Genomic DNA, 22,677 nt, shown 5'->3' with positions numbered 1-22,677 from the left:
GCGGTGCGTCTCGCGGACTGCCAATCTATCGGCGCGTGCGTCGCACGTAGTTTCCGTCCTCCAGCCCCGCTTCGATCTCGAAGCGGTTGCGCAGCGGGTCTCGGCCGGCGAACAGGTAGAGAACGGGCATCAGGAAGCCGTAGCGGAGCCACTGCGCCTTGTGCACAGCCTCGTGACGGAGCACCGCCTCGCTGGGACGGCTGTCACCGGTCAGGAAGCAGCCGCCGACGCACACTCCTCCGCGGTTGAAGGTCCAGCTCGGCATGCCCTGGAAGATCCACAGTCCGGCACGCCGCTCGACGGGGCCGGTGCTCCACAGGGATCCCCACACCCAGCCGACGGCCGTGCCCCAGAGGTAGCCGAGCCTGCTCACCGGAGAGCGCAGCAGGAAGGACGGGATGCGGCGGTCGAATCGTCGTCCACGAGCGAGGATCTCATCGGCTCGCGTTCGCCAGTCGGCACCGGCGGTCACGCCACCGCTCCGACCAGCCGCAGCAGTGCACCGAGGTCGTCGACGGCATCGGCCGGAGAGCGGGGTGCGAACCCGGCGATGGTCGCGCCTGCGAGCGGCACCTCGGTGCGCAGGGCGCGGATGGCGGTGCTGAGCGCTGCGGGGGAGAGCCCGAAGGGCACCGAGGACGAGACGCCGGCGAAGTCGGAGGGGTCCAGCACATCGACATCGATGTGCACCCACACGCGTGAAACCCCGGTCGCGCGGACCGCGTCGAGCAGCGCCTCCGGGCGGGCGAGGTCGTCGACCGAGAGGTTGGTGAGAGGGGCGATCTGGTCGACCTCCTCGTCATCGAGATTGCGGATCCCGACCGTGATCACGCGGCTCGCAGGGATCGCGGGCGTGAGCACGAGCTGATCCTCTCCCTCGCCGAGCAGAGCGCGCAGCGCCATGCCCGAGAACGCACCGGACGGCGAGGTCTCGGGGGTGTGCATGTCGGCGTGCGCATCGCACCACACCACGGCAAGGCCCTCGGTGCCCCCGGGCAGTGCATCGAGGGCGGCGACGGTGACGCTGCAATCACCACCGATCACGACGGTGTCGGAGTCGATGTGCCCGTGGACGAGTTCGCGGGTGCGGAGAAGCGCACTCAGGCGGCGGACTCCGGTGCCCAGGGATTCGCCGGCCTCGACCGGCACGTCGAGCACGGTCGTGGCAGCCCGGGGGAGATCACCGGAGATCGCCGAGGCGCCGTCTGTGAGCAGCATCGCGCGCGGTGCGGGCGAGCCCTGCCACTGCGGGATGACGAGGAATCGCACCATGGGTGCCTCCGAAGAAGAGAGGGCGGATGCCCCGGGCACGCAGCTCGGGGCATCCGCCGGTCGTGTCAGTTGCCTTCGATGGCCTGGCGGGGAGCGGTGCTGCCGGCCTTGAGCTCGGCGAGGCGCGCCTCGACCTCGGTCAGCTCGCCGAGGTCTTCCAGGCTCTCGAACTGGGCGTCGAGGCTCGACGCTGCGAGCTCGATCTTGCCCTGTGCGATGGCCTCCTGGCGGCGGACCTTGTCCTCGAAACGGCCCAGCTCACTGGTGGGGTCGAGCACGTTGATCGAGCCGACCGCGTCCTGCACCTTGGTCTGCGCCTCGGCGACCTTGGCGCGGGCGAGGAGTTCGCTGCGCTTGTTCTTGAGCTCGACCAGCTTGTCCTTCATGCCGTTCAGGCCGCTCTTGAGCTTGTCGACGATCTCGGTCTGGGCCGCGATCTGCGGCTCGGCGCCCGTGGCCTCGCGCTCGGCGCTGATCTGACGCTGGAGAGCGATCTTGGCCAGGTTGTCGAACTTGTCGGCGTCGGCGGTGTTGCCGCTCGCACGCATCTCATCGGCCTTGCGGCTGGCGGCGAGGGCCTTGTTGCCCCACTCGGTCGAAGCCTGGACGTCTTCCTCGTGGTCGCGCTCGAGCAGGCGCAGGTTGCCGATGGTCTCCGCGATCGCGGACTCGGCGTCGGCGATGCTGTTCGTGTAGTCGCGAACGAGCTGGTCGATCATCTTCTGCGGGTCTTCCGCAGAGTCCAGCAGGGAGTTGATGTTCGCGCGGACGAGGGTCGAGATACGTCCGAAGATGGACTGCTTGGTCATGCGTGGTTCCTTTCAGAGGGCGTCTTCGAGAGCTTGTCGTAAGTGTCTGTGTAGGGGATCAGAAGCGTCTACCTCCCGATCGGCCGCTGCGGCCGCTGCTGCGCGAGCCTCCGCCTCCGAAACCGGAGCTGCGGAAGCCTCCCCCTCCCGAGGAGCGCCAGCCGCTGCTGCTTCCTCGACGAGAGGAGCCTCCGCCTCCTCCGGCGAGCAGGCCGCCGATGATGCCGCCGAGGATGTCGCCGCCGATCCCCGAACCGCCCGACGACGATCCGGAACCGCCGAAGGGGCCGCCGAAGCCGCCCTGGTCGAAGCCGGGAGGGTTGTAGGACTGCACGTCGGACTGCGCCGCGGACGTTGCCTGTCCCGCCAGAGCGAGCGCACGATTCGCTTCCGCCAGCGCGGCGTTCGGGTCGGTGGCTCGCAGATTCAGCGCCTGCGACAGACTCGCCTCGGCGTTGGCGAGACGCGTGCGTGCGGTGGAGCCGACGGTCCCACGACGGGTCTCGATGAACTCGCGAGCGGCACGGATCTCGGAGTTCGCCTGCGCGAGGGTCTGCTCCAGCATCTGCTGCACACGGCGGGCGCGTTCGACGCTTTCCCGACCCTGCGCGATCGCCGCGTCGATCTGTGCGTTGGCCGCGCTGAGCGCCTCGAGCACACGCTGCGGATTGCGCGCGGAACCGGCGAGCTCGGTCTGCGCCACCTGAAGCTGCTGCGCGGTCGCGGAGGCCGCTGCGGCGATCGTGCCCGAGGGGTCGGGAAGCTGCTGCGCTGCCGCGAGGTCTGCCTGCAGCTCGGCGACGAGCGCCTGGGACTGCGCTTCGATCGTGGAGAGCTCGGCCCCCAGCGTCGAGACAGCCTGTGCGAGCTGCGCGGCCTGCGCGACGGATTGCTCGGCCGTGCGGATGGCGAAGGCCGCCTCGCCCGAGCGCCCGGCCGCGATCGCCGCCGCGGCCGCCTCGATCGACCGATCCGCGAGATCGGCGCGTTCGCGGGCTTGGGCGGGGTTGTCTGCGACCATCGCGAGTGCCGCCGGGGCGTAGGTCGTCGACAGCGCGGCGAGAGCCGGAGCTGCCGAAGCGAGGACGGGGTCGAGGGCTGCGCGCTCACCGCGGACCCGCTCGAGTTCCTGCGGGGCGTTCTGCTCCAGCTTGCGGAGGGCGTCGAAGGCCGCCGTGTTGTCGTCGAGGATGTCGTCGATCTCGTCTGCGATCCGGATGATGCGGATGTGCCACGCCCTGCGGTCGTGGATCGTGTCCTCGATCTCGTCGTCGAGCTTCTGCTTGAGGTCGAAGGCCTCGGAGATCTTCGCCTTCGCGGCGTCGACGACGCGCGTGAACTCCTCGGTCGCTCCTTCACCGAACTGCGCGACGGCGAAGCCGAGTTCCTCTCTACTGGAGGTGATGGCGTCGTCGGCCTGCACCAGCGCGAGTCCAGCCTGCGTCTCGACCTGCTGGTCGGTGAGGGTGGAGAAGGGATCGGCGGGGTCGGGCGTCTCCGGCATGGCTCCGCGCTCGCGGATCTCGGCCCTGCGGCGTGCGCGGCGCACCAGGGCGATGACGAGCCAGAGAAGAAGCGCCACCGCGATGATGGCGACCACGATCAGTCCGATGCGCAGTGCGCCGGCGCCCCCGTCTCCCTGGATCTCGTCGGCGGCGAGGGTGATCGCTCCGACCCAGTCGCCGTCTGCGGCGAAGGGGACCATCTTGTCTTCGATGCTGTCGAGCTGGCCGAAGCTCACCGGACCGTCGGGCGCAGCGGAGATGTAGTAGCTGCGCCCGTCGACGGCGATCGCGAGGAGATACTGCTCGGTGCCGAGGTTGTTGTTCTGCGCGACCGTGTCGGCCCACTGCACGTTGTCGGTGGGATTGGTGAAGTCGTCGACGAGGACGACGAACAGATCGGCGTTCGAGTTGTCGGTCAGCTCCTGGAGCCTGGCCTCGACGGTGGCTTCTTCGTCGGCGCTCAGCACTCCGGCCTGGTCGGTGACGTAGCCGGCGTCGAGCGTGACCGGATCGGTGGCGGATGCCGCGGAGGCGGTGAACGCCCCGGCGACCGCAGCGAGGGTGAGTGCGGCCAGCGCGAGCCACCGTTTCGTCATCGTGTTCCCTCCGACCGGCAGCCGAGCCCCATGCCTTGAGTCTATGCACTCCGTCCGACACGCGACAGCACTCACGGCGGGTTCGCCGTTCGCCCTCAGCGCAGACACATACGCTGGGAGGCATGGACGACATGTACGGTTCGGATGTGCTGGCGACGGGCTGGCGCGACCGCGGCGCGAAGAAGGTGCCACAGGTCGCGGCGGAGGCGGATCTCGTGGTCGAGGTCGCCGACGACGGCTTCTGCGGTGCGGTCACCCGAGTGCAGGGCGGCAACGTCGAGCTGGAGGACCGCCTCGGGCGCCGGCGCCTGTTCCCCCTCGGCGGGGGGTTCCTCATCGACGGCGCACCTGTCCGGCTGGTCGTCCCCGCAGCGAAGGAGCAGGGACCTCGCAGGACGGCATCCGGTTCCTTCGTCGTCGCCGACCAGCGCGCCCGCGTGGCCCTGCCCAGTCGGATCCTCGTCGAGGGCAAGCACGATGCCGAACTCGTCGAGAAGGTGTGGGGCGCCGACCTGCGGGTCGAGGGAGTGGTCGTCGAGTTCCTCCAGGGCGTGGATCTGCTGGATGATCTGCTGGCCGCCGAGCCGCCCAGTGCGACGCGACGCTACGGCGTCCTCGTCGATCACCTCGTCGCGGGCTCGAAGGAGTCGAGGATCGCCGACGCCGTCGCGCGCGGCCCGCACGGACGCCATCTCCGCATCGTCGGGCATCCTTTCGTCGACGTCTGGCAGTGCGTGACGCCGCGAGCTCTCGGCATCGCGAAGTGGCCGGAGATCCCGCGCGGCATCGAGTGGAAGGTCGGAATCTGCCGCGCGTTCGGCTGGCCTCACGAGACACAGGCCGACATCGCCCGCGCCTGGCAGCACATCCTCTCCAAGGTCACGACGTATCGAGACCTCGAACCGGCGCTGCTGGGCCGTGTGGAGGAGCTCATCGACTTCGTCACGGCACCGGCGGTCTGAGACGCCGCGGTCGCCGCGGCACCGGAGGCCACGACGCCGGCGGCTACCCTGGAAACATGCCCGAACCCCGTACCTTCCGAGACGAGCCGGTCTCGTTCGTGCGCCGCAGCGGCCGGATGTCCGACGCGCAGGAGCGCGCCTTCACCGAGCTCGGCCCGCACTATCTGCTCGACGTGCCGCGCGATGTCGCCTGGACCTCAGTGCACCCCGAGGCGCGCTTGGACCCCGCGACCGAGTACGGACGCTCGGCGGATCTCTATGTCGAGATCGGCTCGGGGCAGGGGCATGCGATCGTGGCGGCGGCCTCGTCGCGCCCGGATGACGACTTCCTCGCCGTCGAGGTGTTCCGCGCCGGACTCGCACGGACCATGCTCGATGCCGATCGCGAGGGCGCTCGGAACCTGCGCGTGGTCGAGGCCAACGCACCCGAGGTGCTCTCCTCGTTCCTGCCCGAGGCGGCCGCGCGTGAGGTGTGGATCTTCTTCCCCGACCCGTGGCACAAGAAGAAGCACACCAAGCGCCGTCTGGTGCGGCCCGGATTCGGCGACACCGCCGCGAGGGCACTGCGTGACGGCGGACTGCTGCGGCTCGCGACGGACTGGGAGGACTATGCGCTGCAGATGCGCGACGTGCTCGATGCCGAGCCGTCGTTCGAGCGCGCGTTCGACGGAGAATGGGCAGATCGCTTCGACGGTCGGGTGATGACCGCGTTCGAGCGCAAGGGCATCGCCAAGGGGCGGGACATCCGCGACCTCGTCTATCGGCGCAGGACGCGCACATGACCGACGTGCGGCGCGACACGAGGCAGCGGTGGAGCTTCGTGCCGGCGCTGCTCGTGTGCGCCGCGGCTCCGGCGTTCTTCGTGCTGGAGATCCCCTGGCTCGGCTGGACGCTGCTCGCGGCTGGCATCGCCGTGGCCGCTCTGATCGAGCGGGGTCGGCATCCCGAGGACCAGGTCGTGAGCGTGGGTTCGCGCCGGGAGAGCGCGAGGGCGATCGGCCTGCACCGGCCCCCGTCTCTCACGAGGGATCTCTCCCTGATCGCGATCGGCCTTCTGATCGTGAGCATCATCCCGTTGGCCGCAGAGCTCGACAATCTCGCGATGCTGCGATTCACCCTCGCACTGGGTGGGGCGGTCGCGGTGCCGTACCTGATCTCTCGGTTCGTCTATCGAGACCGCGCGATCAGCTTCCCCTGGCGGACCCGTAAGCGCTGGGGCCGGCTGCAGTGGGGCTGGCTCGTGGCGGTGCTGGTGCTCGGGTGGCTGATCCTGCCCTTCTACTTCATCACCAGCGGCGTGTACCAGAACTGGCCGGTGGTCGACACGCCCGATCTCATCGCGAGGCTCTTCGTCGGCGTGGGTGCTGTCGGCATCTGGGATGAGCTGTTCTTCATCTGCACGGTGTTCGCTCTGCTGCGGCGCCACTTCCCGGATCTCGTCGCGAACCTGCTGCAGGCGATCGTCTTCGTCTCGTTCCTGTGGGAACTGGGCTACCGCGAGTGGGGACCACTGCTGACCATTCCGTTCGCCCTGCTGCAGGGCTACATCTTCCTCCGCACGCACTCGCTCGCCTACGTCGTCACCGTGCACCTGCTCTTCGACGCCGTGGTCTTCGCCGTTCTGGTGCACGCGCACAACCCGGGACTGCTGTCGATCTTCCTGGTCTAGAACGGCACATCGAGACGCGCCGGGTGCCCGGGGGCGTTTGGTGTGCGGCACCCCGGCGCGGGACAATCGCCGTATGCTCATCGTCGGTCTGGTCCTCGCCGCGGCTGCCGCCGCGTTCCACGTGTTCATCTTCGCGCTCGAGTCGCTGAAGTGGACCGAGCCCGAGACGAGGAAGATCTTCGGCGTCGCCAGCGAGGCGGATGCCGTGACGATGAAGGCGCTCGCGTTCAACCAGGGCATCTACAACCTGTTCCTCGCGCTGACCGCGCTGCTCGGAATCGGTCTGACGATCGTCGGCTTCGCGACTGTGGGTCTGACCCTCGTGTTCGCCGGCACCGGCATGATGGTCGCCGCTGCTCTGGTGCTCGTCCTGTCGGACTCCACCAAGGTCCGCGCCGCCGCGATGCAGGGAACCCTTCCGCTGCTCGCGATCATCGCCACGGCCATCGCCGTCGCCATCGGTTGAGCTCTGCTGGGGTCGCAATCAGTCGCGGGAGAGGTCACAACCCGATCGCGCGATTGGGGCGTGGCGGCGGGAACTCGACTCCTGGGAGCGCCCTCACTATGGTGACGGGATGAGCACACTGTCGCTGGAGACCGCACCGGTTCTCGCCCGGCCCGTGCCGTGGTGGTCCCGCCGACGGGTGATCCTCGTGTTGAGCGTGGTCGTCATACCTGTGCTGCTCGCGGTACTGCTCAACAGTTATGGCCCGTTGACCGTCGAATCGGCGATCCGCATGGCGTGTGCCACTATCGCCGGGCAGACAGTGGCGATCGGCGGCGCGGCGACGGCGCTCGTGATCACCATCACCCGTCGCCGCAACATCGCCGGGATCATCGTGTTCGCGGTGATCCTGATAGGTGTCGTGGTCTACGCGGCGTCAGCGATGGAGGGCGCGGGATACCTGTTGGTCGATCGTCTCGACAGGATCGCCGAGGCGGACGAACTCAACTGAGCGCGGCCGCCGCAGGGCGGCGCTTCGAAAGGGCCGCCCGTGTGCGGACGACCCTTTCGAAGCGGCAGATCGATCAGAACTGCAGCAGCACCTTGCCCACGCGGCCGGGCGTCATGCTGAGACGCACGGCATCGGCGATATCGGCGGCGTCGAACACGCCGGCGACGGGGAGGGTCAGCGTCCCATCGGTGACGCGCTGGATGAGCTCGCCGAACAGGGCCCCGCGCGTGGCGGCGTCGAGCTGCTGGATGACCTTGCTGCCCCAGAAGCCCTTGACGATGGCCTGCTTGAAGATCACATCGGAGGAGGCGATCTCCATGACGGGGGAGTTCATCGCCCCGAACGCGACGAGCGTGCCGCCTTCGCTGAGGAGCGAGAGCACGTCGCCGGAGGCCGAGCCGCCCACGGAATCGACACCGGCGACGATCGGCGCGCCGCCGGTCAGGCGCGCAGCCTGCTCGCGCCAGTCGTCCTGATCGGTCGAGATGACGTTGTCGATGCCCTGGGCACGCAGCTCCTCGACACCCTCCGCGCGGCGCACGAGCCCGAGCACGTGCACGCCGCGCGCGGCGCCGAGCTGCGCGAGCATGCGACCGACAGCGCCGTTCGCCGCGTTCTGCACGATCCAGTCGCCCTCGTTGACGTCGAGGAACTGCAGCAGGCTGATCGTGCTGAACGGCATCGAGACGAGCTGGGCCGCGCTCTCGTCGGAGAGGGAATCGGGCACGGGGATGAGTCCGGCGGCGTTCGCCACGATGTACTCGGCCCAGGCGCCGAAGGTGCCGCCGGTCGCGACGCGCTGTCCGACCGCGAGGTGCTCGACGCCCTCACCGAGGGCGTCGACGATGCCCAGGGCCTCGGTACCGGAGGCCGCAGGCAGCTCGGGCTTGAACCCATAGGTGCCGCGCACGGTCCACAGGTCGTGGTTGTGGATGGGGGAGAGGACGATGCGCAGGCGGACCTGCCCTGCTGCGGGCTCCGGAACGGGACGCTCCTCGACCGCGAGGACGTCTTCGGCTTCGCCGAATCGGGAATGGATGAGTGCACGCATGATGTGGTTTCCTTTCCTTCCGTTGATCAGTCGTCCGACACGGTGATCGTGACGTCGATGTTGCCGCGCGTCGCGTTCGAGTACGGGCAGACCTGGTGTGCGGCGTCGGCGAGTGCCTGGGCCTGATCGTGCGCGAGCTCGGGGATGACCACCTCGAGTTCGACCGCGAGGCCGAAGCCGCCGGCGCCGTTCGACCCGATCTGCACGCGCGCGCCGACCGAACTGTGGTCGATCTTGATCTTCTGCGCCCGCGCGACGGACTGCAGAGCGGAGTGGAAGCATGCGGCATATCCGGCCGCGAAGAGCTGCTCGGGGTTGGCCCCGTCGCCGCTGCCGCCCATCTCCTTGGGGATGGCGAGATCGAACTCGACGCGACCGTCGTTCGTGGCGACGTGTCCGTTGCGGCCGGCGCCGGTGGCGAGGGCTTCTGCGGTGTAGAGGGCTTCCATTGAGGGGTTTCCTTCCGGGAGGGTGGTCATTCGCCGGCGCGCAGCGCGGTGGCGCCGGCGGCCGGTGTCGAGACACCGCTCTGCAGCAGAGCGGTGAGTTCGTGGAGTTCTGCGATGAGCCGGCGGCGGTGCGCGTCGTCGCGGATGCCGGAGAGCTGCGCGATCTGGGCAGGGATCTTCGCGAGGTCCCCGCGGAGCGCCTGGCCTGCGGAGGTGAGCTGCACCGTGACGACGCGCTCGTCCTGGGGGCTGCGCGTCTTCGCAACCAGGCCCGCCTGCTCGAGGCGGCGTACCAGGGGCGAGAGGGTCCCGGAGTCGAGTTGCATGGCGTCTCCGAGCGAACCGATCGTCTGATCGCCCTCGTGCCACAGGATGGCGAGGACCAGATACTGCGGATACGTCAGCCCCCAGGGGGCGAGCAGAGCCCGGTACGCCTGCGTGGTGGCGCGCGCAGCGGAGTAGAGGGAGAAGCACACCATCTCATCGGTCACGGGCATGAGTAAAGCATTGCATACGATTCAATTGTGCACAACTCGATTGAACGCGCGAGGATGCCCTTGAAGGTGCATCCGGCACAGCACTAGCTTTGGTGCCATGTCGCACCCCGTACGCTCGACGAGGCCGGGACCCACGGTGCGATTCCGGTCGCCGGCACCCCAACCGGGTGCCCTTCGACGCGATCGGGTGAGCGCGGTGATCTCGGAGGCCGTCGCCAGAGACCCGCTGACCGTGATCAGTGCCCCCAGCGGATTCGGGAAGACGACCTCGGTGGCCGAGTGGGCGGCAGGGCTCGAACACGTGGCGTGGCTCGGGCTCAACGCTTTCGACTCCGACCCGTCGCGGCTGACCCAGGGCGTGGTGAACGCGCTGATCCGGGGCGCGGAGCGCTCGGGGCGTCGCCTGGACCTGGACCGGGATCTGGACGACCCGCACCGGGCGTACCAGGAGATCTGCAGAGTTCTGGAGGATGCGGACGAGCGCGTGCACCTGATCGTCGACGATGCTCAGCGCGCAGGGGAGGACTGGCGTGCGGGACTTCTGGGGATGCTAGCCGAGCAGGCGCCGGACAGCCTGCGGATCGTGCTGGTGGGGACGACATTGCTCGAGGTGACCCTCTCCCGGCACCGCGTGACGCATCCGGATTCCTTCGTCGGCGCGGACACGCTCAGCTTCACGGAAGAGGAAGTGCGGCTGCTGCTCGACGGGGAGACGGACGGCCTCTCGGCGCAGACCATCTTCGAGGAGACCCAGGGGTGGCCGATCGCGGTCAGACTGATGATGATCGGCGGAGCGAGGCCCGACCAGCGCGCACAGAGCGCCGCCGGCTTCCTGGGCAACTACGTGCGGGAGCACGTGCTCGCGACGCTCCCTCCTGAGGTCGCCGACTTCGTTCTCGAGGCGAGCGTCTGCAGCGAGCTGACCCCTGCGCTCGCGGCCGCGGTGACCGGACGCCCCGACGCGGCGGCCCTGCTCGAGACCTGCGTGCGCCTCGGATTGTTCCTCGACCGCTTCGAGGGCCCTCACGGGGTCGTGTACCGCTGGCATGCCTCCTTCGCCAGGCGATGCGCCGAGATCCTGGACATCGATGCCGAACGCGCCGCTGGATGCCACCGCCGCGCCGCTGCCGCGCTGCAGGCGACGGATCCGACGGCATCGATCACGCACTCCCTCCATGCGTCCGAGTTCCTCACCGCACGCGAGACCCTCCTTCACCATTGGCTCGGCCTGGTGGTGGGGGCGAGAGCCGACGAGGTCGAATGCACAGCGATGCTGATGCTGCGACGCACGCCCGATGACGCGCAGGTGCTGCTGGTGCGCGCGTGTGCGAGCGACGTGCTCGGCGATCATCGGGTGGCCCGTGAGCTGTTCCGGCGCGCGGAGGCGATGATCGGTCGATCGGGCGACGACGATGAGCCCGCGGTGCTGCAGATCGCCCGGCTCTTCATCGCCGACGAGCGTGCAGAGGTCGCGGAGGCGAGCGCGAAGGTGCAGCAGATGCTCCTCGACGCGGACTCGACGGATCTCGGCGACCGCGCGGCGCTGAACTATCTCCTCGGGTGGACCGAGATCCGGCATCGCGGCAACCCGATGGTCCCGCTCGAGTACTTCTCCGCCGCGGCCAGGGAGGCGCAGAGCCTGGGAGATCGAGAACTGGCGAAGCGCGCGCTGGGGCATCTCGCCTTCGGGCAGACCTGGGCCGGTCATCTCATCGAGGCGCGACGGTCGCTCATCGCCGTTCGTGGGGCGGAGGATGTCGGTCTTCCCTGGAGCACCTACGCCGGGGGCAGTGCTGCCGCGGCCGCGGGATACGTCTCGTACTGGTCGGGTGAGCTCGACGAAGCGATCCGCGAGTTCGGCACCGTGATCGCCAACGGGGGCTCCGATCGTTCGTTCACGAATGTGGCGCGCATGATGATCGCCTACGCGGCGGCGGAATCGGGTGATGTCTCCGCCTGCCGTCGTGCGGCGATCGGCATCCAGGAGATCCCCCTGGAGGTCGTGCACGGCGTCTCCTGGCCGGCGTTCCGCGAATCGTCGGTCGCCCTGCTCGAAGAAGCCGTCGGACGAACGGATCGAGCGATGCGGATCGCGCGCAAGTACATCCAGTGCCCGGACCTTCCCGTCGTCAACGTCGCCCTCGCCGGCGTTCTGCGCCGCGCCGGCGACTACACCACCGCCCTGGAGATGCTGCGGGCTCCGCGCGTCTTCGCGGAGGTGTCCTACGTGAAATCGGCGACTCTGCTCACGGCAGCCCTGCTCCGACGTCAGGCCGGACACCACGACCAGGCGCATGAGCTGTGCGAGGCGGGTGTCGCCGTCGCCTCGGGGGAGAACATCCGCCTTCTCTTCGGGCCCCGCGAGACGGCCGTGCGCAAACTGCTCGGCGAGCATGTGCACTTCGGCACGCAGTTCGAGGACTTCATCGGCAGGTGTCTCGCGAAGGGCTCGGCAGGGTCGTTGGTGGATGCCCTCTCCGGGCGTGAACACGATGTCTTCCAGCAGCTGCAGACCGCTCGCACGTTGCAGGAGATCGCACGTGAACTGGCGGTGTCGATCAACACGGTGAAGACCCACCAGCGCGCGATCTACCGCAAACTCGGGGTGTCGTCCCGCCGCGAGGCGGTGCGCACCACCGTCTGATCGGGACGGGCGCGCCGATGCGGCTCTCGCTGCCCGCCGCGGATGCGGGTCAGCTCAGCGCACGCGCCTTGATGGCGGCGAACTCGTCGGCGGTGATGGTCCCTGCGGCGAGCAGTTTGGATGCCTTGTCGATCTCGTCGCTGGGACTGGAGCCGGCGACGCTGCGGATGTACGAGTCGGCGGCGTGCTGCTGCTCGCGGTACGCCGACGCGCTGCGCTCGCCCATGCCTCTGCCGCGGGCGATCAGGTAGACGAGCGCCGTCAGGAACGGGACGAAGATGAGGAAGATGATCCACACGGCCTTCCACCCGCCGTTGAGCGTGTGATCGCGGAACAGGTCGGCGACGATGTTGAAGAGCACCATGAGGTAGGAGACGAACACGAAGACCCAGAAGAACCACCAGATGATGTCCCAGAAGCTTTCCCAAATGGACACTTCGCACCTCTTTCGTCGAGTTACTGCGTAGGGCGATCGTGGCAGGGTGAGCAGATGAGCGGGGGCGTCCCTCACCCCGAGCGGGCGACCCCGTGACGGGCTGCCGGCGACGGAGCACTCATCCTCTCGGGGTGAGGCCGGACTCCTCGCCCGTGACCGCGATGCGAGCATGGATCCCAGTCACGGGCGACGTGCGCCAGGAGAAGGGACGACCCATGAATGACTTCCGTTTCGGCCCGGCCGAGGTCTACCTCGTCGGGTTCGAGGGTCAGCGCCCGGATCCGGCGACATTCCGCGCGCTGACGGAGCTCGTGGACAGCGGCGTCGTGCGACTGCTCGACTTCGTCGTGCTCGCGAAGTCGGCGACCGGAGAGGTCGAGATCGTCGAGCTCGACGATGAGGACGGAAAGCTCGATCTCGACGGCTTCGAGCCGATCGCGGCGGGTCTCGCCGGTGAGGAGGACGTCGAAGCGCTCGCCGCCGCGATCGCCCCAGGGCAGTCCGCCGCCCTGGTGGTGCTCGAGCTCGCCTTCGCGCGCACCCTCGCGCAGAAACTCGCTGCTGCGGGCGGACAGGTGCTGCGCAGCGAGCGTGTGCCGGCGCCCGTCGTGAATGCGGTGATGGACATCCTCGACCAGGAAGATGAATGACATGCCCATGAGAAGATTCGGCCGCCCCGGACTGATCGGCCTCGCTGCCAGGACCGCAGTGGTCGCAGGGACGGCTTCGGCCGTCGGCGGCGCGATGTCGCGGCATCAGCAGGAGCGTGCGCAGGGCGAGTACGAGCAGCAGCAGTACGCGGCCGCGCAGCAGCAGGCGCAGGTCGATGCCGCCGCCAAGAATGCAGCGGCCCAGTACTCGTCTCCGCCTCCGGCGGCACCCGCCGCCGCTGACGATCTGATCGCGAAGCTGCAGCAGCTCGCATCCCTCAAGGATTCCGGCGTGCTCTCCGATGCGGAGTTCGCCGCGGCGAAGCAGAAGCTCCTGAGCTGACGAGACCGGCAGCCCGCCGTCGGAACGACAGCCGAGACGAGGACAGCGAATGAGTGAACTGGAAGACCTGCGTGCCCGCGTCGTCCTCCTCGAGCACGAGAACGAGACGCTCAAGCGGCCCCGCCGCCGGCCGGTGGGGAGGAGCGTCGTCGCGGGGATCGTGCTCGCCCTCGCGGTCCTGATGGCTCCGATAGCAGCGATGGGCACCTGGGCCCGGCTGCAGCTCGTCGATGCCGATCGGTTCGTCGCGACCTTCGCGCCGCTCGCCGAGGATCCCGACGTGCAGGACTTCGTCGCGGATCAGGTCAGCGCCGCCATCCAGGAGCAGGTGGACTTCAGTGCGATCGTCGCAGAGGTGTTCGACGGAATCCGTGAACTCGACCTTCCGCCCCGCGCGTCATCCGCACTCTCCCTGCTGGAGGCCCCGGCGGCCAGCGGGCTCACCTCCCTCGTCGACGGCGTGATCCACGACGTCGTGGCATCCGATCAGTTCGCCGACATCTGGGCGCAATCGCTGCGGTTCACGCACGAACGCGCGGTCGCGATCCTGCAGAACAGCCCGGACACCGCCGTGCAGCTCGCTGACGATGGAGTGCTCTCGATCGACCTCGGTCAGGTCGTCGACCGGGTCAAGGTGGTGCTGACCGAGCGTGGCGTCGGATTCGCCGCACTCATCCCCGAGATCGACAGGTCGGTCCCGATCGCCCAGGCCGACGCGCTGGTCCTGGTGCGCACCGTCTACCAGATCGCGGTCGCCGCGGGGTTCTGGCTGCCATGGGTGCTGCTCGGGCTCGTCGTCGTCGGCATCCTGATCGCGCGAGATCGCGCGCGTGCCCTCCTGTGGACCAGCGTGGGCTTCGCCGTCGCTTTCCTGCTCCTGTCCGCGGGGATGGGAATCGGGAGGACGTTCTTCATCGGCGCGGTGAGTCCGTCGGTCATGACGGCGGGGGCGGCCCAGTCGCTGTTCGACGAGGTCACCTCGCTGCTGAGCTCGACGATCGTGGCGCTGGCCCTGGTCGGAGTGCTCGTCGCCGTGTGGGCCTGGCTCGCCGGGTCGAGCCGCAGCGCTGTGGCCATCCGCGGCCTCCTGGAGAGCGGGTTCACCGCGATCCGGAGCACGTGGGAGCGACGAGGGCTGTCGACCGGCCGCCTGGGCGTCGCGGTCGATCGCTTCCACGGACCGATCCTCATCGCCGCCTTCGCGGTCGCGGTTCTCATCCTCATCACGTCGCGGCCGGTCGCGTTCGGCACGGTGATCGGGGTGACCGTGGGGCTCGTGGTCTTCGCGGTCGTGATCGAGCTGCTCCGGCGCCCGCGCGCGGCGGACGCGTCCACGGCGGACGCGTCCGCGGCGGAGGAGCTCCCGACAGAGGAGCCCGGCGAATCCGCGACGGTCGATCACGACACCCCAGAGCCGGACTCCCACGCCACGGCGCCGGCTCCCTGAGCGGCGGATGGCACCTGAGGGTGCGAACGTCGGGGCGAGGTGCGGGTGGGAATACCCCAGGAGGGTACTCGGTTGACCCGAAGGAGTGAGCGGGACGACCCGCTCCATCTGTGCGGGGCTTCCATCCGCTGCCTGCACGGCATCGTCTTTCCGAGGAGGAGAGCAATGAGCGCTTCGCACCACGAGGGCACCGCACACGCCGCGCCGCATCACGAGTCGGACGGCTCCGCACCCATGCACGCGGCGCACGAGGGCCACGACGATCACCCGGGTCACGGGGACCACGCAGGTCACGGGGGCCACGGCGACCACGTCGCACAGTTCCGGCGGCTGTTCTGGATCATGCTCGTCCTCGCCGTCCCGACCGTCGCGCTTTCCGGCATGTTCGCGATGATCCTCGGATACACGCTCCCCGACGTGCCGGGCCTGGCATGGGTCTCACCCGTGCTCGGAACCGTGATGTACGTGTGGGGCGGCAAGCCCTTCCTCGTCGGGGCCGTCAGTGAGATCAGAGCCCGTACGCCCGGCATGATGCTGCTCATCGGTCTGGCGATCACGGTGGCCTTCCTCGCGTCGTGGGGAGCGAGTCTCGGCATCCTCCACCATGAGCTCGACTTCTGGTGGGAGCTGGCGCTCCTCATCGTGATCATGCTGCTCGGGCACTGGATCGAGATGCGCTCGCTCGCGCAGACCACCTCTGCTCTCGACTCGCTCGCCGCGCTCCTGCCGGACGAGGCCGAGCGCGTGGAAGCCGGGCAGGTCGTCATCGTCTCACCCGCAGACCTCGCGGTCGGCGACGTCGTTGTCGTGCGGCCGGGCGGAAGCGTGCCCGCGGATGGGCACATCGTCGACGGCCGGGCGTCCATGGACGAGTCGATGGTCACGGGGGAGTCGCGCACGGTCGCGCGAGGCATCGGCGACCAGGTCACCGCCGGCACGGTGGCCACCGACTCTGGGCTCCGCGTCGAGATCACCGCCACCGGGGACGACACCACGCTCGCCGGCATCCAGCGCCTGGTGACCGAGGCGCAGAGCTCCTCCTCGCGCGCGCAGCGCCTCGCCGACACCGCGGCGGGGTGGCTGTTCTGGTTCGCGCTCGGGTCCGCGGCGATCACCGCGATCGTGTGGAGCCTGGTCGGGTTGCCCGATGCGGCCGTGATCCGCACCATCACCGTGCTCGTGATCGCCTGCCCGCACGCACTCGGGCTGGCGATTCCGCTGGTCGTGTCGATCGCCACCGAGCGTGCGGCCCGCGGGGGAGTGCTGGTCAAGGACCGCCTGGCACTGGAGAGCATGCGCACCGTCGACACCGTGCTGTTCGACAAGACCGGGACGCTCACCAAGGGTGAGCCGGTCGTGTCCGAGGTGTCCGTGTCCGGGGAGCACGACGGCGATCGAGTGCTGGCGCTCGCCGCCGCTGCCGAGGCTGACAGCGAGCACCCTCTCGCGAAGGCGATCGTCCGCGCCGCCGCCGCGAAGAACCTGTCCGTTCCGGAGAGCCGCGACTTCACGTCGTCACCGGCGGTCGGGGTCACGGCGACCGTCGAGGGGACGACTGTGCGCGTCGGCGGCCCGCATCTGCTCGCCGAGGAGCACGCGGATGAGCTCGCCGTCGCCGAGTGGTGGCGCGGGGACGGCGCCATCATCCTGCACGTGGTTCAGGACGGTCACGTCATCGGGGCGTTGAAACTCGCCGACGAGGTGCGGCCGGAGTCCCACGAGGCCGTCGACGCACTGCACGCACTCGGTGTGCAGGTCGTCATGATCACGGGCGACGCCGAGGCCGTCGCGCAGACGGTCGCGGCAGATCTCGGCATCGACCGAGTCTTCGCCGGCGTGCGCCCCGAGGACAAGGCCGCGAAGGTGCAGGAGCTGCAGCACGAGGGGCGCAAGGTTGCGATGGTCGGTGACGGCGTCAACGATGCACCCGCGCTCGCGCAGGCCGACGTGGGTCTGGCGATCGGTGCCGGCACCGATGTCGCGATCGCCTCGGCCGGGGTGATCCTCGCCGGCGACGACCCGCGCTCCGTGCTCTCGGTGATCGAACTCTCACGCGCCGCGTACCGCAAGATGAAGCAGAATCTGTGGTGGGCGGCGGGGTACAACCTGCTCTCGGTGCCACTCGCGGCCGGCGTTCTGGCACCCATCGGCTTCGTGCTGCCGATGTCGGTCGGAGCGGTCCTGATGTCGCTGTCGACCATCGTCGTGGCGCTCAACGCCCAGCTGCTGCGGCGCCTGGACCTGCGCCCGGAGGTGACGACCCGCGCCATCCTCGATCGGTGACCGCCTGAGGTGGGCGTCGCCGACATTGCGCCACGGTTCCCCCTTCAAGGGCCTCCTCGGTGGATGAGAGGTCGTCGCTTCTGGCCGAAGGTCGTATGGCGCGACGCTGACGAGCTTGCGATAGTGGTCGGCACACGACCAGCGACGAGGATCGAGCGTGTCGCCGGCGTGAAGCCACGCGATGCGAAAGGTTCCGGACATGAGTGCTCCCTCCAGCGACGACCAGCCGATGTTCACAAGGCCGGGGGAGGCGACGCTCACATCGCGTCACGTTATTCCCACGACAGAGTCTCTTCCCGATACGGCGAAGCAGATCGTGGAGGACGAGACGATCCTCGACGGCAATGCGCGGTTGAACCTCGCGACGTTCGTGAGTACCTGGATGGACGACGACGCCAAACAGGTGTACGCGGCGTCATTCGACAAGAACATGATCGACAAGGACGAGTACCCGCAGACGGCGGCGATCGAGGACAACTGCTGGCACATGCTGGCGAATCTCTGGAACGCTCCGGATGCGGAGAAGAGCATCGGCACCTCGACCATCGGCTCGTCCGAGGCGTGCATGCTCGGCGGCCTTGCGTTCAAGCGGCGGTGGCAGCAGGCGAGGCGCGCCGCGGGGAAGGACGCGTCGTCGCCGAACCTCGTGATGTCCTCGGCGGTGCAGGTGTGCTGGGAGAAGTTCTGCAACTACTTCGATGTCGAACCGCGGTACGTGCCGATCAGTGCGGAGCACAAGACGCTCGACGGGCATGACCTGGCGAAGTACGTCGACGAGAACACGATCGGCGTCGTCGCGATCATGGGCGTGACGTACACCGGGATGTACGAGCCCGTGGCCGAGATCGCTGCGGCGCTGGACGAGATCCAGAAGAGCTCCGGGCTCGACATCCCCATCCATGTCGATGGCGCGTCAGGGGCGATGATCGCGCCGTTCCTGCAGCCGGACCTGGTGTGGGACTTCCGTCTCGACCGGGTGCACTCGATCAGCACGTCGGGTCACAAGTACGGTCTCGTCTACCCGGGGCTCGGATGGGTGGTCTGGCGCGACGCGCAGTGGCTGCCGGAGGACCTGGTGTTCCAGGTCAGCTATCTCGGCGGGGAGATGCCCACGTTCGCCTTGAACTTCTCGCGACCCGGTGCGCAGGTGGTGCTCCAGTACTACCTGTTCCTGCGCCTGGGGTTCGAGGGGTACCGCGCCGTGCAGCAGGCGTCGCAGGACGTCGCGAAGTTCCTCTCCGCCGGCATCGCGAGACTCGACGCGTTCGAGCTCTGGAACGACGGCAGCGACATCCCGGTGTTCGCCTGGCGTCTGAAAGACGGGCACACGAAGAACTGGACGCTCTACCATCTGCAGGATCGGTTGCGGATGAAGGGCTGGCTGATTCCGGCGTATCCGATGCCCGCTGATCTCGAGCAGATCACGGTGCAGCGCATCGTGGTCCGCAACGGACTGAGCATGGACCTCGCTGCCGAGCTGCTCCAGGCCATCGAGACCGAGGTCGCGTACCTCGACGCACTCGAGTCGCCGATGCCGACCGAGAAGCCCCAGTCGGCCTTCCACCACTGAGCCGACGATGTCCACCTCGAACACGGGGGCCACCCCCGAACCGAAATCCGCCCCTCAGATCTCGGCCGCTACGCAGGTGTCGCGGCCCGCCGTCGCCATCCTCGGCGTCGGACAGCTCGCCCTGCTCACCCTCGTCGTCGTCGCCAGCCTGCGCTCGCTGCCGGCGATGGCGACGTACGGCCTCGGCAGCATCATGCTGTACCTGATTCCGGCGATCGTCTTCCTGGTGCCGACCGCGCTCGTGGCGGCGGAGCTCGCGACCGGATGGAAGGGCGGTATCTACGTATGGGTACGTGAGGCCCTCGGCAACCGCTGGGGCTTCACGGCGGTGTGGCTGCAGTGGATCCAGAATGTCGTCTGGTTCCCCACCCAGCTCGCCTTCATCGCGGGAGCGCTCGCCTTCGTCTTCGTCGACCCGTCGTTGTCGAGCTCCGGCTTCTTCACCGCCGTGGTGATCATCGTCTTCTACTGGGGTGCGACGTTCGTCACGCTGCGCGGCGGCAACCTCTTCGCCAAGCTCGGCTCCTGGGGCGGCATCCTCGGTACGCTGCTCCCGGCGGCTCTGCTGATCGTGTTCGGGGCGATCTGGGTGTTCAGCGGCGAGAAGTCACAGGTGCCGCTCGAGGCCTCGGCGATCATTCCTCCCTTCACCGGCTTGGCATCGATCGTGCTGATCGTGTCGAATGTGCTGGCCTACGCGGGCATGGAGGTCAACGCCGTGCACGTGAACCAGATGAAGGATCCCGGGAAGGGCTTTCCACGCTCGGTGTTCCTCGCGGCCGGCCTGATCCTGCTCGTGTTCATCCTTCCGACGTTGGCGATCTCGGTCGCCGTCCCGTCGAAGGAACTAGGGCTCACCAACGGCATCATGCTCGCATTCGGGGTCTACTTCGACCACTGGGGAATGGGCTGGGCGACGGCCGTCGTATCGGCGCTCATCGCCGCCGGTGCCCTCGCTTCGGTGATCACCTGGGTCGCCGGCCCTTCCAAGGGAGTGCTCGCCGCTGCGGAGACGGGCCTGCTCCCGCCGATGCTGCAGAAGCGCAACAAGGCCGGAGTGCAGTCGGGCATCCTGATGCTCCAGGGAACGATCGTCACGATCCTCGCGGCGATCTTCATCGTCGTTCCCAACGTCAGCGCGGCCTTCGTGGCCTTGATCGACATGGCCGCGGCGCTGTACCTGATCATGTACATGCTCATGTTCGCGTCCGCTATCGTGCTGCGTCGCAAGGAGCCGACGGTGCACCGTGCTTATCGTGTGGCCGCACTGCCGCTGGTGGCGGGGGTCGGATTCGTGGCGTGTCTCGCGGCCTTCCTTCTCGCCTTCATCCCTCCCGATGGATTCACCGCCTTCTCTCCTGCCGCGTACCCATGGATCGTCGGGGCGGTCATCGTGATCCTCGGTGGCCCTCCGCTGCTGTTCTACGCTCTGCGCAAGCCTGCGTGGGACCGTCGCCCCGCTGACGGCAGTCTCCTGAGCGATGCCCACCCTGAGGCGCCGGTTCCCCCGGGGCCGGGGTCGTCGGCGGCGGCGAAGCACCGCTGAGCCGCTGGTCTCTGGGGGTGACCCGAGCATGGGAGCGGTGGCTCGTCAGTCCGCGCGTTGCGGAGCAACCGCCTCGGTCCTCGTGCTCGGGCGGGCCGGCGCTGCGGGAAGCACCGTGGAGGGGCCGCTCAGGGCGCGGAGCGCGTAGAGGATGGTCGCGAGATCGACGAGCTCCTGGACGAGCGCACCGACGACGGCGGGGATGAGTCCGGTCATCGCCACGATCATGAGTCCGATGCTCAGTCCTATGCCGATCCAGATCGCGGTGAGCGCGACCCGCAGGGTGTGACGGCCGATCGCGACGGCGTCGACGAGCTTCGCCAGCGAGTCGACGAGGATCACGACATCAGCGGCGTCCCCGGCCGCGGTCGCGCCCTTCGCCCCCATGGCCACGCCGATGTCGGCGGCGGCGAGCACGGGGGCGTCGTTGACGCCGTCGCCGACCATCATGACCGGGCGCGGTTGCAGCTCAGCGGCGAGCGCGACCTTCTCGGGAGGGAGCAGCTCGGCGTGGATCTCGGAGATGCCCACCTGGTGGGCCACCGACTCCGCCGTCGGGCCGACGTCGCCCGTGAGCATGACCACGCGGTCCACCTCGTGCGTGCGCAGCCACGAGACGACGGCCGCCGCTTCGGGCCTCGGGTGGTCGGCGAGCACCAGCACCCCGGCGAAGCGTCCGTCCACCGCGACGTAGGCCGCGGCCTGGCTCAGCTCCAGCGTCGCCCGCACGGTGTCGGGCGCGAGTGCGGCCACGTAGGCCGGTTTGCCGACCACGACCGATCGGCCGTCGATCTCGGCGACGACGCCGTTCGTGGCCTCCTCCCGGGCTTCGGAAGCGCTGCGGAGCGCGAGTCCGCGCGCGTGCGCAGCGCGACGGATGCCTTCAGCGAGCACGTGCGTCGAGTACTGCTCCGCAGAGGCGGCGAGCTGCAGGATCTCATCCTCGTCGAAGCCCTCCGCCGGGCGGATGGCGACGAGTTCGGGTCGTCCCTGCGTGAGCGTGCCGGTCTTGTCGAACGCGGCCGAGCGCACGCGGGCGATCTGTTCGATCACCGCACCGCCCTTCATGATCACCCCGGTCTTCGCCGCGCGGGAGAGGCCGCCGAGGAACGCGACCGGTGCGGCGATCAGGAGCGGGCACGGCGTGGCGAGCACGAGTACCTCGGCGAAACGCGTCGCATCCCCGGAAAGGGCCCACGCGGTTCCGGCCAGCACGAGCGAGACCGCGGTGAACGGGATGGCGAAGCGGTCCGCGAGTCGTACGACGGGGGCATGGGAGTCTTCCGCCGCATGTACGAGCGCGACGATCTGCTGGTACTGACTGTCCGAACTCGTGCGCACGGCTCTGATCCGCACGGCCCGACTTCCGTTGATGGCGCCGGAGAGCACCTCGCCCCCGGACTCGCGGGTCACGGGCATGCTCTCGCCGGTCAGCGAGGACTCATCGAAAGTCCCGGTCTCGGTGAGCAGCTCGCCGTCGACGGGCACGATCTCCGCCGGACGCACGAGCAGCACGTCTCCGATGTCCACCTCGTCGACGGGCAGATCCCTGACCTCATCCGAATCCGCGGACTGCGGGCGCAGGAGCACGTGCGCGATGCGCGGAGAGCGATCCAGCAGGGCGGACAGGTCACGCTTCGCGCGGCGGCCGGCGAAGTCCTCGAGAGCCTCTCCGCCGGAGAGCATCAGCACGATGATGAGCGAGGCGATGTACTCCCCGACGGCGAGAGTCGCCACCATCGCCACCACGGCGAGGATGTCGAGCCCGACGTGACCGCGGAGCACATCGCGCACCATCCCGACGAGGGTCCAGACGACGAACGCCGCCACGTAGCCGGTGGCGATCCATCGACCGGCGACCGTGGCGTCGACGGCGTGGAGGAGCAGCACGCCGATGAACACGAGAACGGTGGTGGTGATGGCCGGATAGCGCCACAGCAGGCGGAGAAACCTCATGCCCCAGCTTCCCGCGAATCGGTACGCAGTACCAGC

General features: G+C 68.7%; 21 protein-coding genes. 12 read left to right on the top strand and 9 right to left on the bottom strand.

What is annotated here, in order from left to right; all coding sequences use genetic code 11:
• Positions 1-25: 25 nt before the first annotated feature.
• From ACP699_RS04600 to ACP699_RS04585, 4 genes are all read right to left on the bottom strand, one after another.
• Positions 26-472, bottom strand: coding sequence for a hypothetical protein (locus tag ACP699_RS04600; RefSeq protein WP_055869048.1), 447 nt, complete (start codon positions 470-472; stop codon positions 26-28).
• A complete protein-coding gene (locus tag ACP699_RS04595; RefSeq protein ID WP_426169546.1) occupies positions 469-1,272 on the bottom strand; it encodes an arginase family protein in 804 nt (267 codons plus the stop codon). Before ACP699_RS04595 ends, ACP699_RS04600 begins: the two co-directional genes overlap by 4 nt.
• A 65-nt stretch (positions 1,273-1,337) precedes the next feature.
• A complete protein-coding gene (locus ACP699_RS04590) occupies positions 1,338-2,081 on the bottom strand; it encodes a PspA/IM30 family protein (protein ID WP_055869046.1) in 744 nt (247 codons plus the stop codon).
• A 58-nt stretch (positions 2,082-2,139) separates the two neighbouring features.
• On the bottom strand, positions 2,140-4,182 hold the full coding sequence (locus ACP699_RS04585) for a TPM domain-containing protein (RefSeq protein ID WP_426169542.1): 2,043 nt from the start codon (positions 4,180-4,182) through the stop codon (positions 2,140-2,142).
• Between the two features lie 122 nt (positions 4,183-4,304).
• Between ACP699_RS04585 and ACP699_RS04580 the strand changes: the two genes are divergently transcribed.
• The 5 genes from ACP699_RS04580 (at position 4,305) to ACP699_RS04560 (ending at position 7,769) form a co-directional block, all read left to right on the top strand.
• Entirely contained in the window at positions 4,305-5,144 is an 840-nt protein-coding gene (locus ACP699_RS04580; protein WP_055869044.1) for a DUF3097 domain-containing protein, read from the top strand.
• A 56-nt stretch (positions 5,145-5,200) separates the two neighbouring features.
• A complete protein-coding gene (gene trmB, locus ACP699_RS04575) occupies positions 5,201-5,926 on the top strand; it encodes a tRNA (guanosine(46)-N7)-methyltransferase TrmB (protein WP_055869043.1) in 726 nt (241 codons plus the stop codon).
• The gene (locus ACP699_RS04570; RefSeq protein WP_302792830.1) at positions 5,923-6,813 is read left to right on the top strand and encodes a CPBP family intramembrane glutamic endopeptidase; all 891 of its coding nucleotides are present in this window, start codon (positions 5,923-5,925) and stop codon (positions 6,811-6,813) included. Before trmB ends, ACP699_RS04570 begins: the two co-directional genes overlap by 4 nt.
• 73 nt (positions 6,814-6,886) lie before the next feature.
• On the top strand, positions 6,887-7,279 hold the full coding sequence (locus ACP699_RS04565; RefSeq protein WP_426169536.1) for a DUF1304 domain-containing protein: 393 nt from the start codon (positions 6,887-6,889) through the stop codon (positions 7,277-7,279).
• 109 nt (positions 7,280-7,388) lie between these two features.
• Positions 7,389-7,769 (top strand): hypothetical protein, encoded by a 381-nt coding sequence (locus ACP699_RS04560; protein WP_127482540.1) that lies wholly within the window; start codon positions 7,389-7,391, stop codon positions 7,767-7,769.
• 73 nt (positions 7,770-7,842) lie between these two features.
• Here ACP699_RS04560 and ACP699_RS04555 read toward each other — a convergent pair whose 3' ends face one another.
• The 3 genes from ACP699_RS04555 to ACP699_RS04545 are packed head-to-tail and all read right to left on the bottom strand — an operon-like array spanning position 7,843 to position 9,766.
• Positions 7,843-8,820 carry a zinc-binding dehydrogenase gene (locus ACP699_RS04555; RefSeq protein WP_288967781.1) on the bottom strand — a complete coding sequence of 326 codons (978 nt, stop codon included), beginning with the start codon at positions 8,818-8,820 and terminating at the stop codon, positions 7,843-7,845.
• Between the two features lie 26 nt (positions 8,821-8,846).
• On the bottom strand, positions 8,847-9,269 hold the full coding sequence (locus ACP699_RS04550) for an organic hydroperoxide resistance protein (protein WP_017831045.1): 423 nt from the start codon (positions 9,267-9,269) through the stop codon (positions 8,847-8,849).
• 26 nt (positions 9,270-9,295) lie between these two features.
• A complete protein-coding gene (locus ACP699_RS04545; protein ID WP_200935137.1) occupies positions 9,296-9,766 on the bottom strand; it encodes a MarR family winged helix-turn-helix transcriptional regulator in 471 nt (156 codons plus the stop codon).
• 187 nt (positions 9,767-9,953) lie between these two features.
• On the opposite strand from ACP699_RS04545, the gene ACP699_RS04540 reads away from it, so the two are divergent.
• On the top strand, positions 9,954-12,410 hold the full coding sequence (locus ACP699_RS04540; RefSeq protein ID WP_426169529.1) for a LuxR C-terminal-related transcriptional regulator: 2,457 nt from the start codon (positions 9,954-9,956) through the stop codon (positions 12,408-12,410).
• A 49-nt stretch (positions 12,411-12,459) separates the two neighbouring features.
• Here the strand turns inward: ACP699_RS04540 and ACP699_RS04535 are convergent, their stop codons facing one another.
• Positions 12,460-12,846 carry a PLDc N-terminal domain-containing protein gene (locus ACP699_RS04535; protein WP_055869037.1) on the bottom strand — a complete coding sequence of 129 codons (387 nt, stop codon included), beginning with the start codon at positions 12,844-12,846 and terminating at the stop codon, positions 12,460-12,462.
• A gap of 215 nt (positions 12,847-13,061) precedes the next feature.
• On the opposite strand from ACP699_RS04535, the gene ACP699_RS04530 reads away from it, so the two are divergent.
• From ACP699_RS04530 to ACP699_RS04505, 6 genes are all read left to right on the top strand, one after another.
• Positions 13,062-13,496 carry a DUF6325 family protein gene (locus ACP699_RS04530; RefSeq protein ID WP_055869036.1) on the top strand — a complete coding sequence of 145 codons (435 nt, stop codon included), beginning with the start codon at positions 13,062-13,064 and terminating at the stop codon, positions 13,494-13,496.
• 1 nt (position 13,497) lies between these two features.
• Positions 13,498-13,839 (top strand): SHOCT domain-containing protein, encoded by a 342-nt coding sequence (locus ACP699_RS04525; protein ID WP_055872888.1) that lies wholly within the window; start codon positions 13,498-13,500, stop codon positions 13,837-13,839.
• A gap of 49 nt (positions 13,840-13,888) precedes the next feature.
• Positions 13,889-15,286 (top strand): hypothetical protein, encoded by a 1,398-nt coding sequence (locus tag ACP699_RS04520; RefSeq protein WP_426169524.1) that lies wholly within the window; start codon positions 13,889-13,891, stop codon positions 15,284-15,286.
• Positions 15,287-15,451: 165 nt separating this feature from the next.
• Entirely contained in the window at positions 15,452-17,569 is a 2,118-nt protein-coding gene (locus ACP699_RS04515) for a heavy metal translocating P-type ATPase (RefSeq protein ID WP_426169521.1), read from the top strand.
• Between the two features lie 199 nt (positions 17,570-17,768).
• Positions 17,769-19,139 (top strand): glutamate decarboxylase, encoded by a 1,371-nt coding sequence (locus ACP699_RS04510; protein ID WP_426169518.1) that lies wholly within the window; start codon positions 17,769-17,771, stop codon positions 19,137-19,139.
• 76 nt (positions 19,140-19,215) lie between these two features.
• Positions 19,216-20,685 (top strand): amino acid permease, encoded by a 1,470-nt coding sequence (locus tag ACP699_RS04505; protein WP_426169515.1) that lies wholly within the window; start codon positions 19,216-19,218, stop codon positions 20,683-20,685.
• Between the two features lie 45 nt (positions 20,686-20,730).
• On the opposite strand, the gene ACP699_RS04500 is transcribed toward ACP699_RS04505, so the two are convergent.
• On the bottom strand, positions 20,731-22,641 hold the full coding sequence (locus ACP699_RS04500) for a heavy metal translocating P-type ATPase (protein ID WP_055872878.1): 1,911 nt from the start codon (positions 22,639-22,641) through the stop codon (positions 20,731-20,733).
• Positions 22,642-22,677: the final 36 nt, after the last annotated feature.

It is taken from the genome of Microbacterium sp. DWRC1-3, from assembly GCF_049896645.1.
Classification (GTDB): Bacteria; Actinomycetota; Actinomycetes; order Actinomycetales; family Microbacteriaceae; genus Microbacterium; species Microbacterium maritypicum.
This window is presented reverse-complemented; position numbering and strand designations above follow the sequence as displayed.

Bases quoted from the DNA above. Each gene is read 5' to 3' on its own strand.
- ACP699_RS04595 (WP_426169546.1), bottom strand. From the start codon at position 1,272: ATGGTGCGATTCCTCGTCATCCCGCAGTGGCAGGGCTCGCCCGCACCG.
- ACP699_RS04590 (WP_055869046.1), bottom strand. From the start codon at position 2,081: ATGACCAAGCAGTCCATCTTCGGACGTATCTCGACCCTCGTCCGCGCG.
- ACP699_RS04585 (WP_426169542.1), bottom strand. From the start codon at position 4,182: ATGACGAAACGGTGGCTCGCGCTGGCCGCACTCACCCTCGCTGCGGTC.
- ACP699_RS04580 (WP_055869044.1), top strand. From the start codon at position 4,305: ATGGACGACATGTACGGTTCGGATGTGCTGGCGACGGGCTGGCGCGAC.
- trmB (WP_055869043.1), top strand. From the start codon at position 5,201: ATGCCCGAACCCCGTACCTTCCGAGACGAGCCGGTCTCGTTCGTGCGC.
- ACP699_RS04570 (WP_302792830.1), top strand. From the start codon at position 5,923: ATGACCGACGTGCGGCGCGACACGAGGCAGCGGTGGAGCTTCGTGCCG.
- ACP699_RS04565 (WP_426169536.1), top strand. From the start codon at position 6,887: ATGCTCATCGTCGGTCTGGTCCTCGCCGCGGCTGCCGCCGCGTTCCAC.
- ACP699_RS04560 (WP_127482540.1), top strand. From the start codon at position 7,389: ATGAGCACACTGTCGCTGGAGACCGCACCGGTTCTCGCCCGGCCCGTG.
- ACP699_RS04555 (WP_288967781.1), bottom strand. From the start codon at position 8,820: ATGCGTGCACTCATCCATTCCCGATTCGGCGAAGCCGAAGACGTCCTC.
- ACP699_RS04550 (WP_017831045.1), bottom strand. From the start codon at position 9,269: ATGGAAGCCCTCTACACCGCAGAAGCCCTCGCCACCGGCGCCGGCCGC.
- ACP699_RS04545 (WP_200935137.1), bottom strand. From the start codon at position 9,766: ATGCCCGTGACCGATGAGATGGTGTGCTTCTCCCTCTACTCCGCTGCG.
- ACP699_RS04530 (WP_055869036.1), top strand. From the start codon at position 13,062: ATGAATGACTTCCGTTTCGGCCCGGCCGAGGTCTACCTCGTCGGGTTC.
- ACP699_RS04525 (WP_055872888.1), top strand. From the start codon at position 13,498: ATGCCCATGAGAAGATTCGGCCGCCCCGGACTGATCGGCCTCGCTGCC.
- ACP699_RS04520 (WP_426169524.1), top strand. From the start codon at position 13,889: ATGAGTGAACTGGAAGACCTGCGTGCCCGCGTCGTCCTCCTCGAGCAC.
- ACP699_RS04515 (WP_426169521.1), top strand. From the start codon at position 15,452: ATGAGCGCTTCGCACCACGAGGGCACCGCACACGCCGCGCCGCATCAC.
- ACP699_RS04510 (WP_426169518.1), top strand. From the start codon at position 17,769: ATGAGTGCTCCCTCCAGCGACGACCAGCCGATGTTCACAAGGCCGGGG.
- ACP699_RS04500 (WP_055872878.1), bottom strand. From the start codon at position 22,641: ATGAGGTTTCTCCGCCTGCTGTGGCGCTATCCGGCCATCACCACCACC.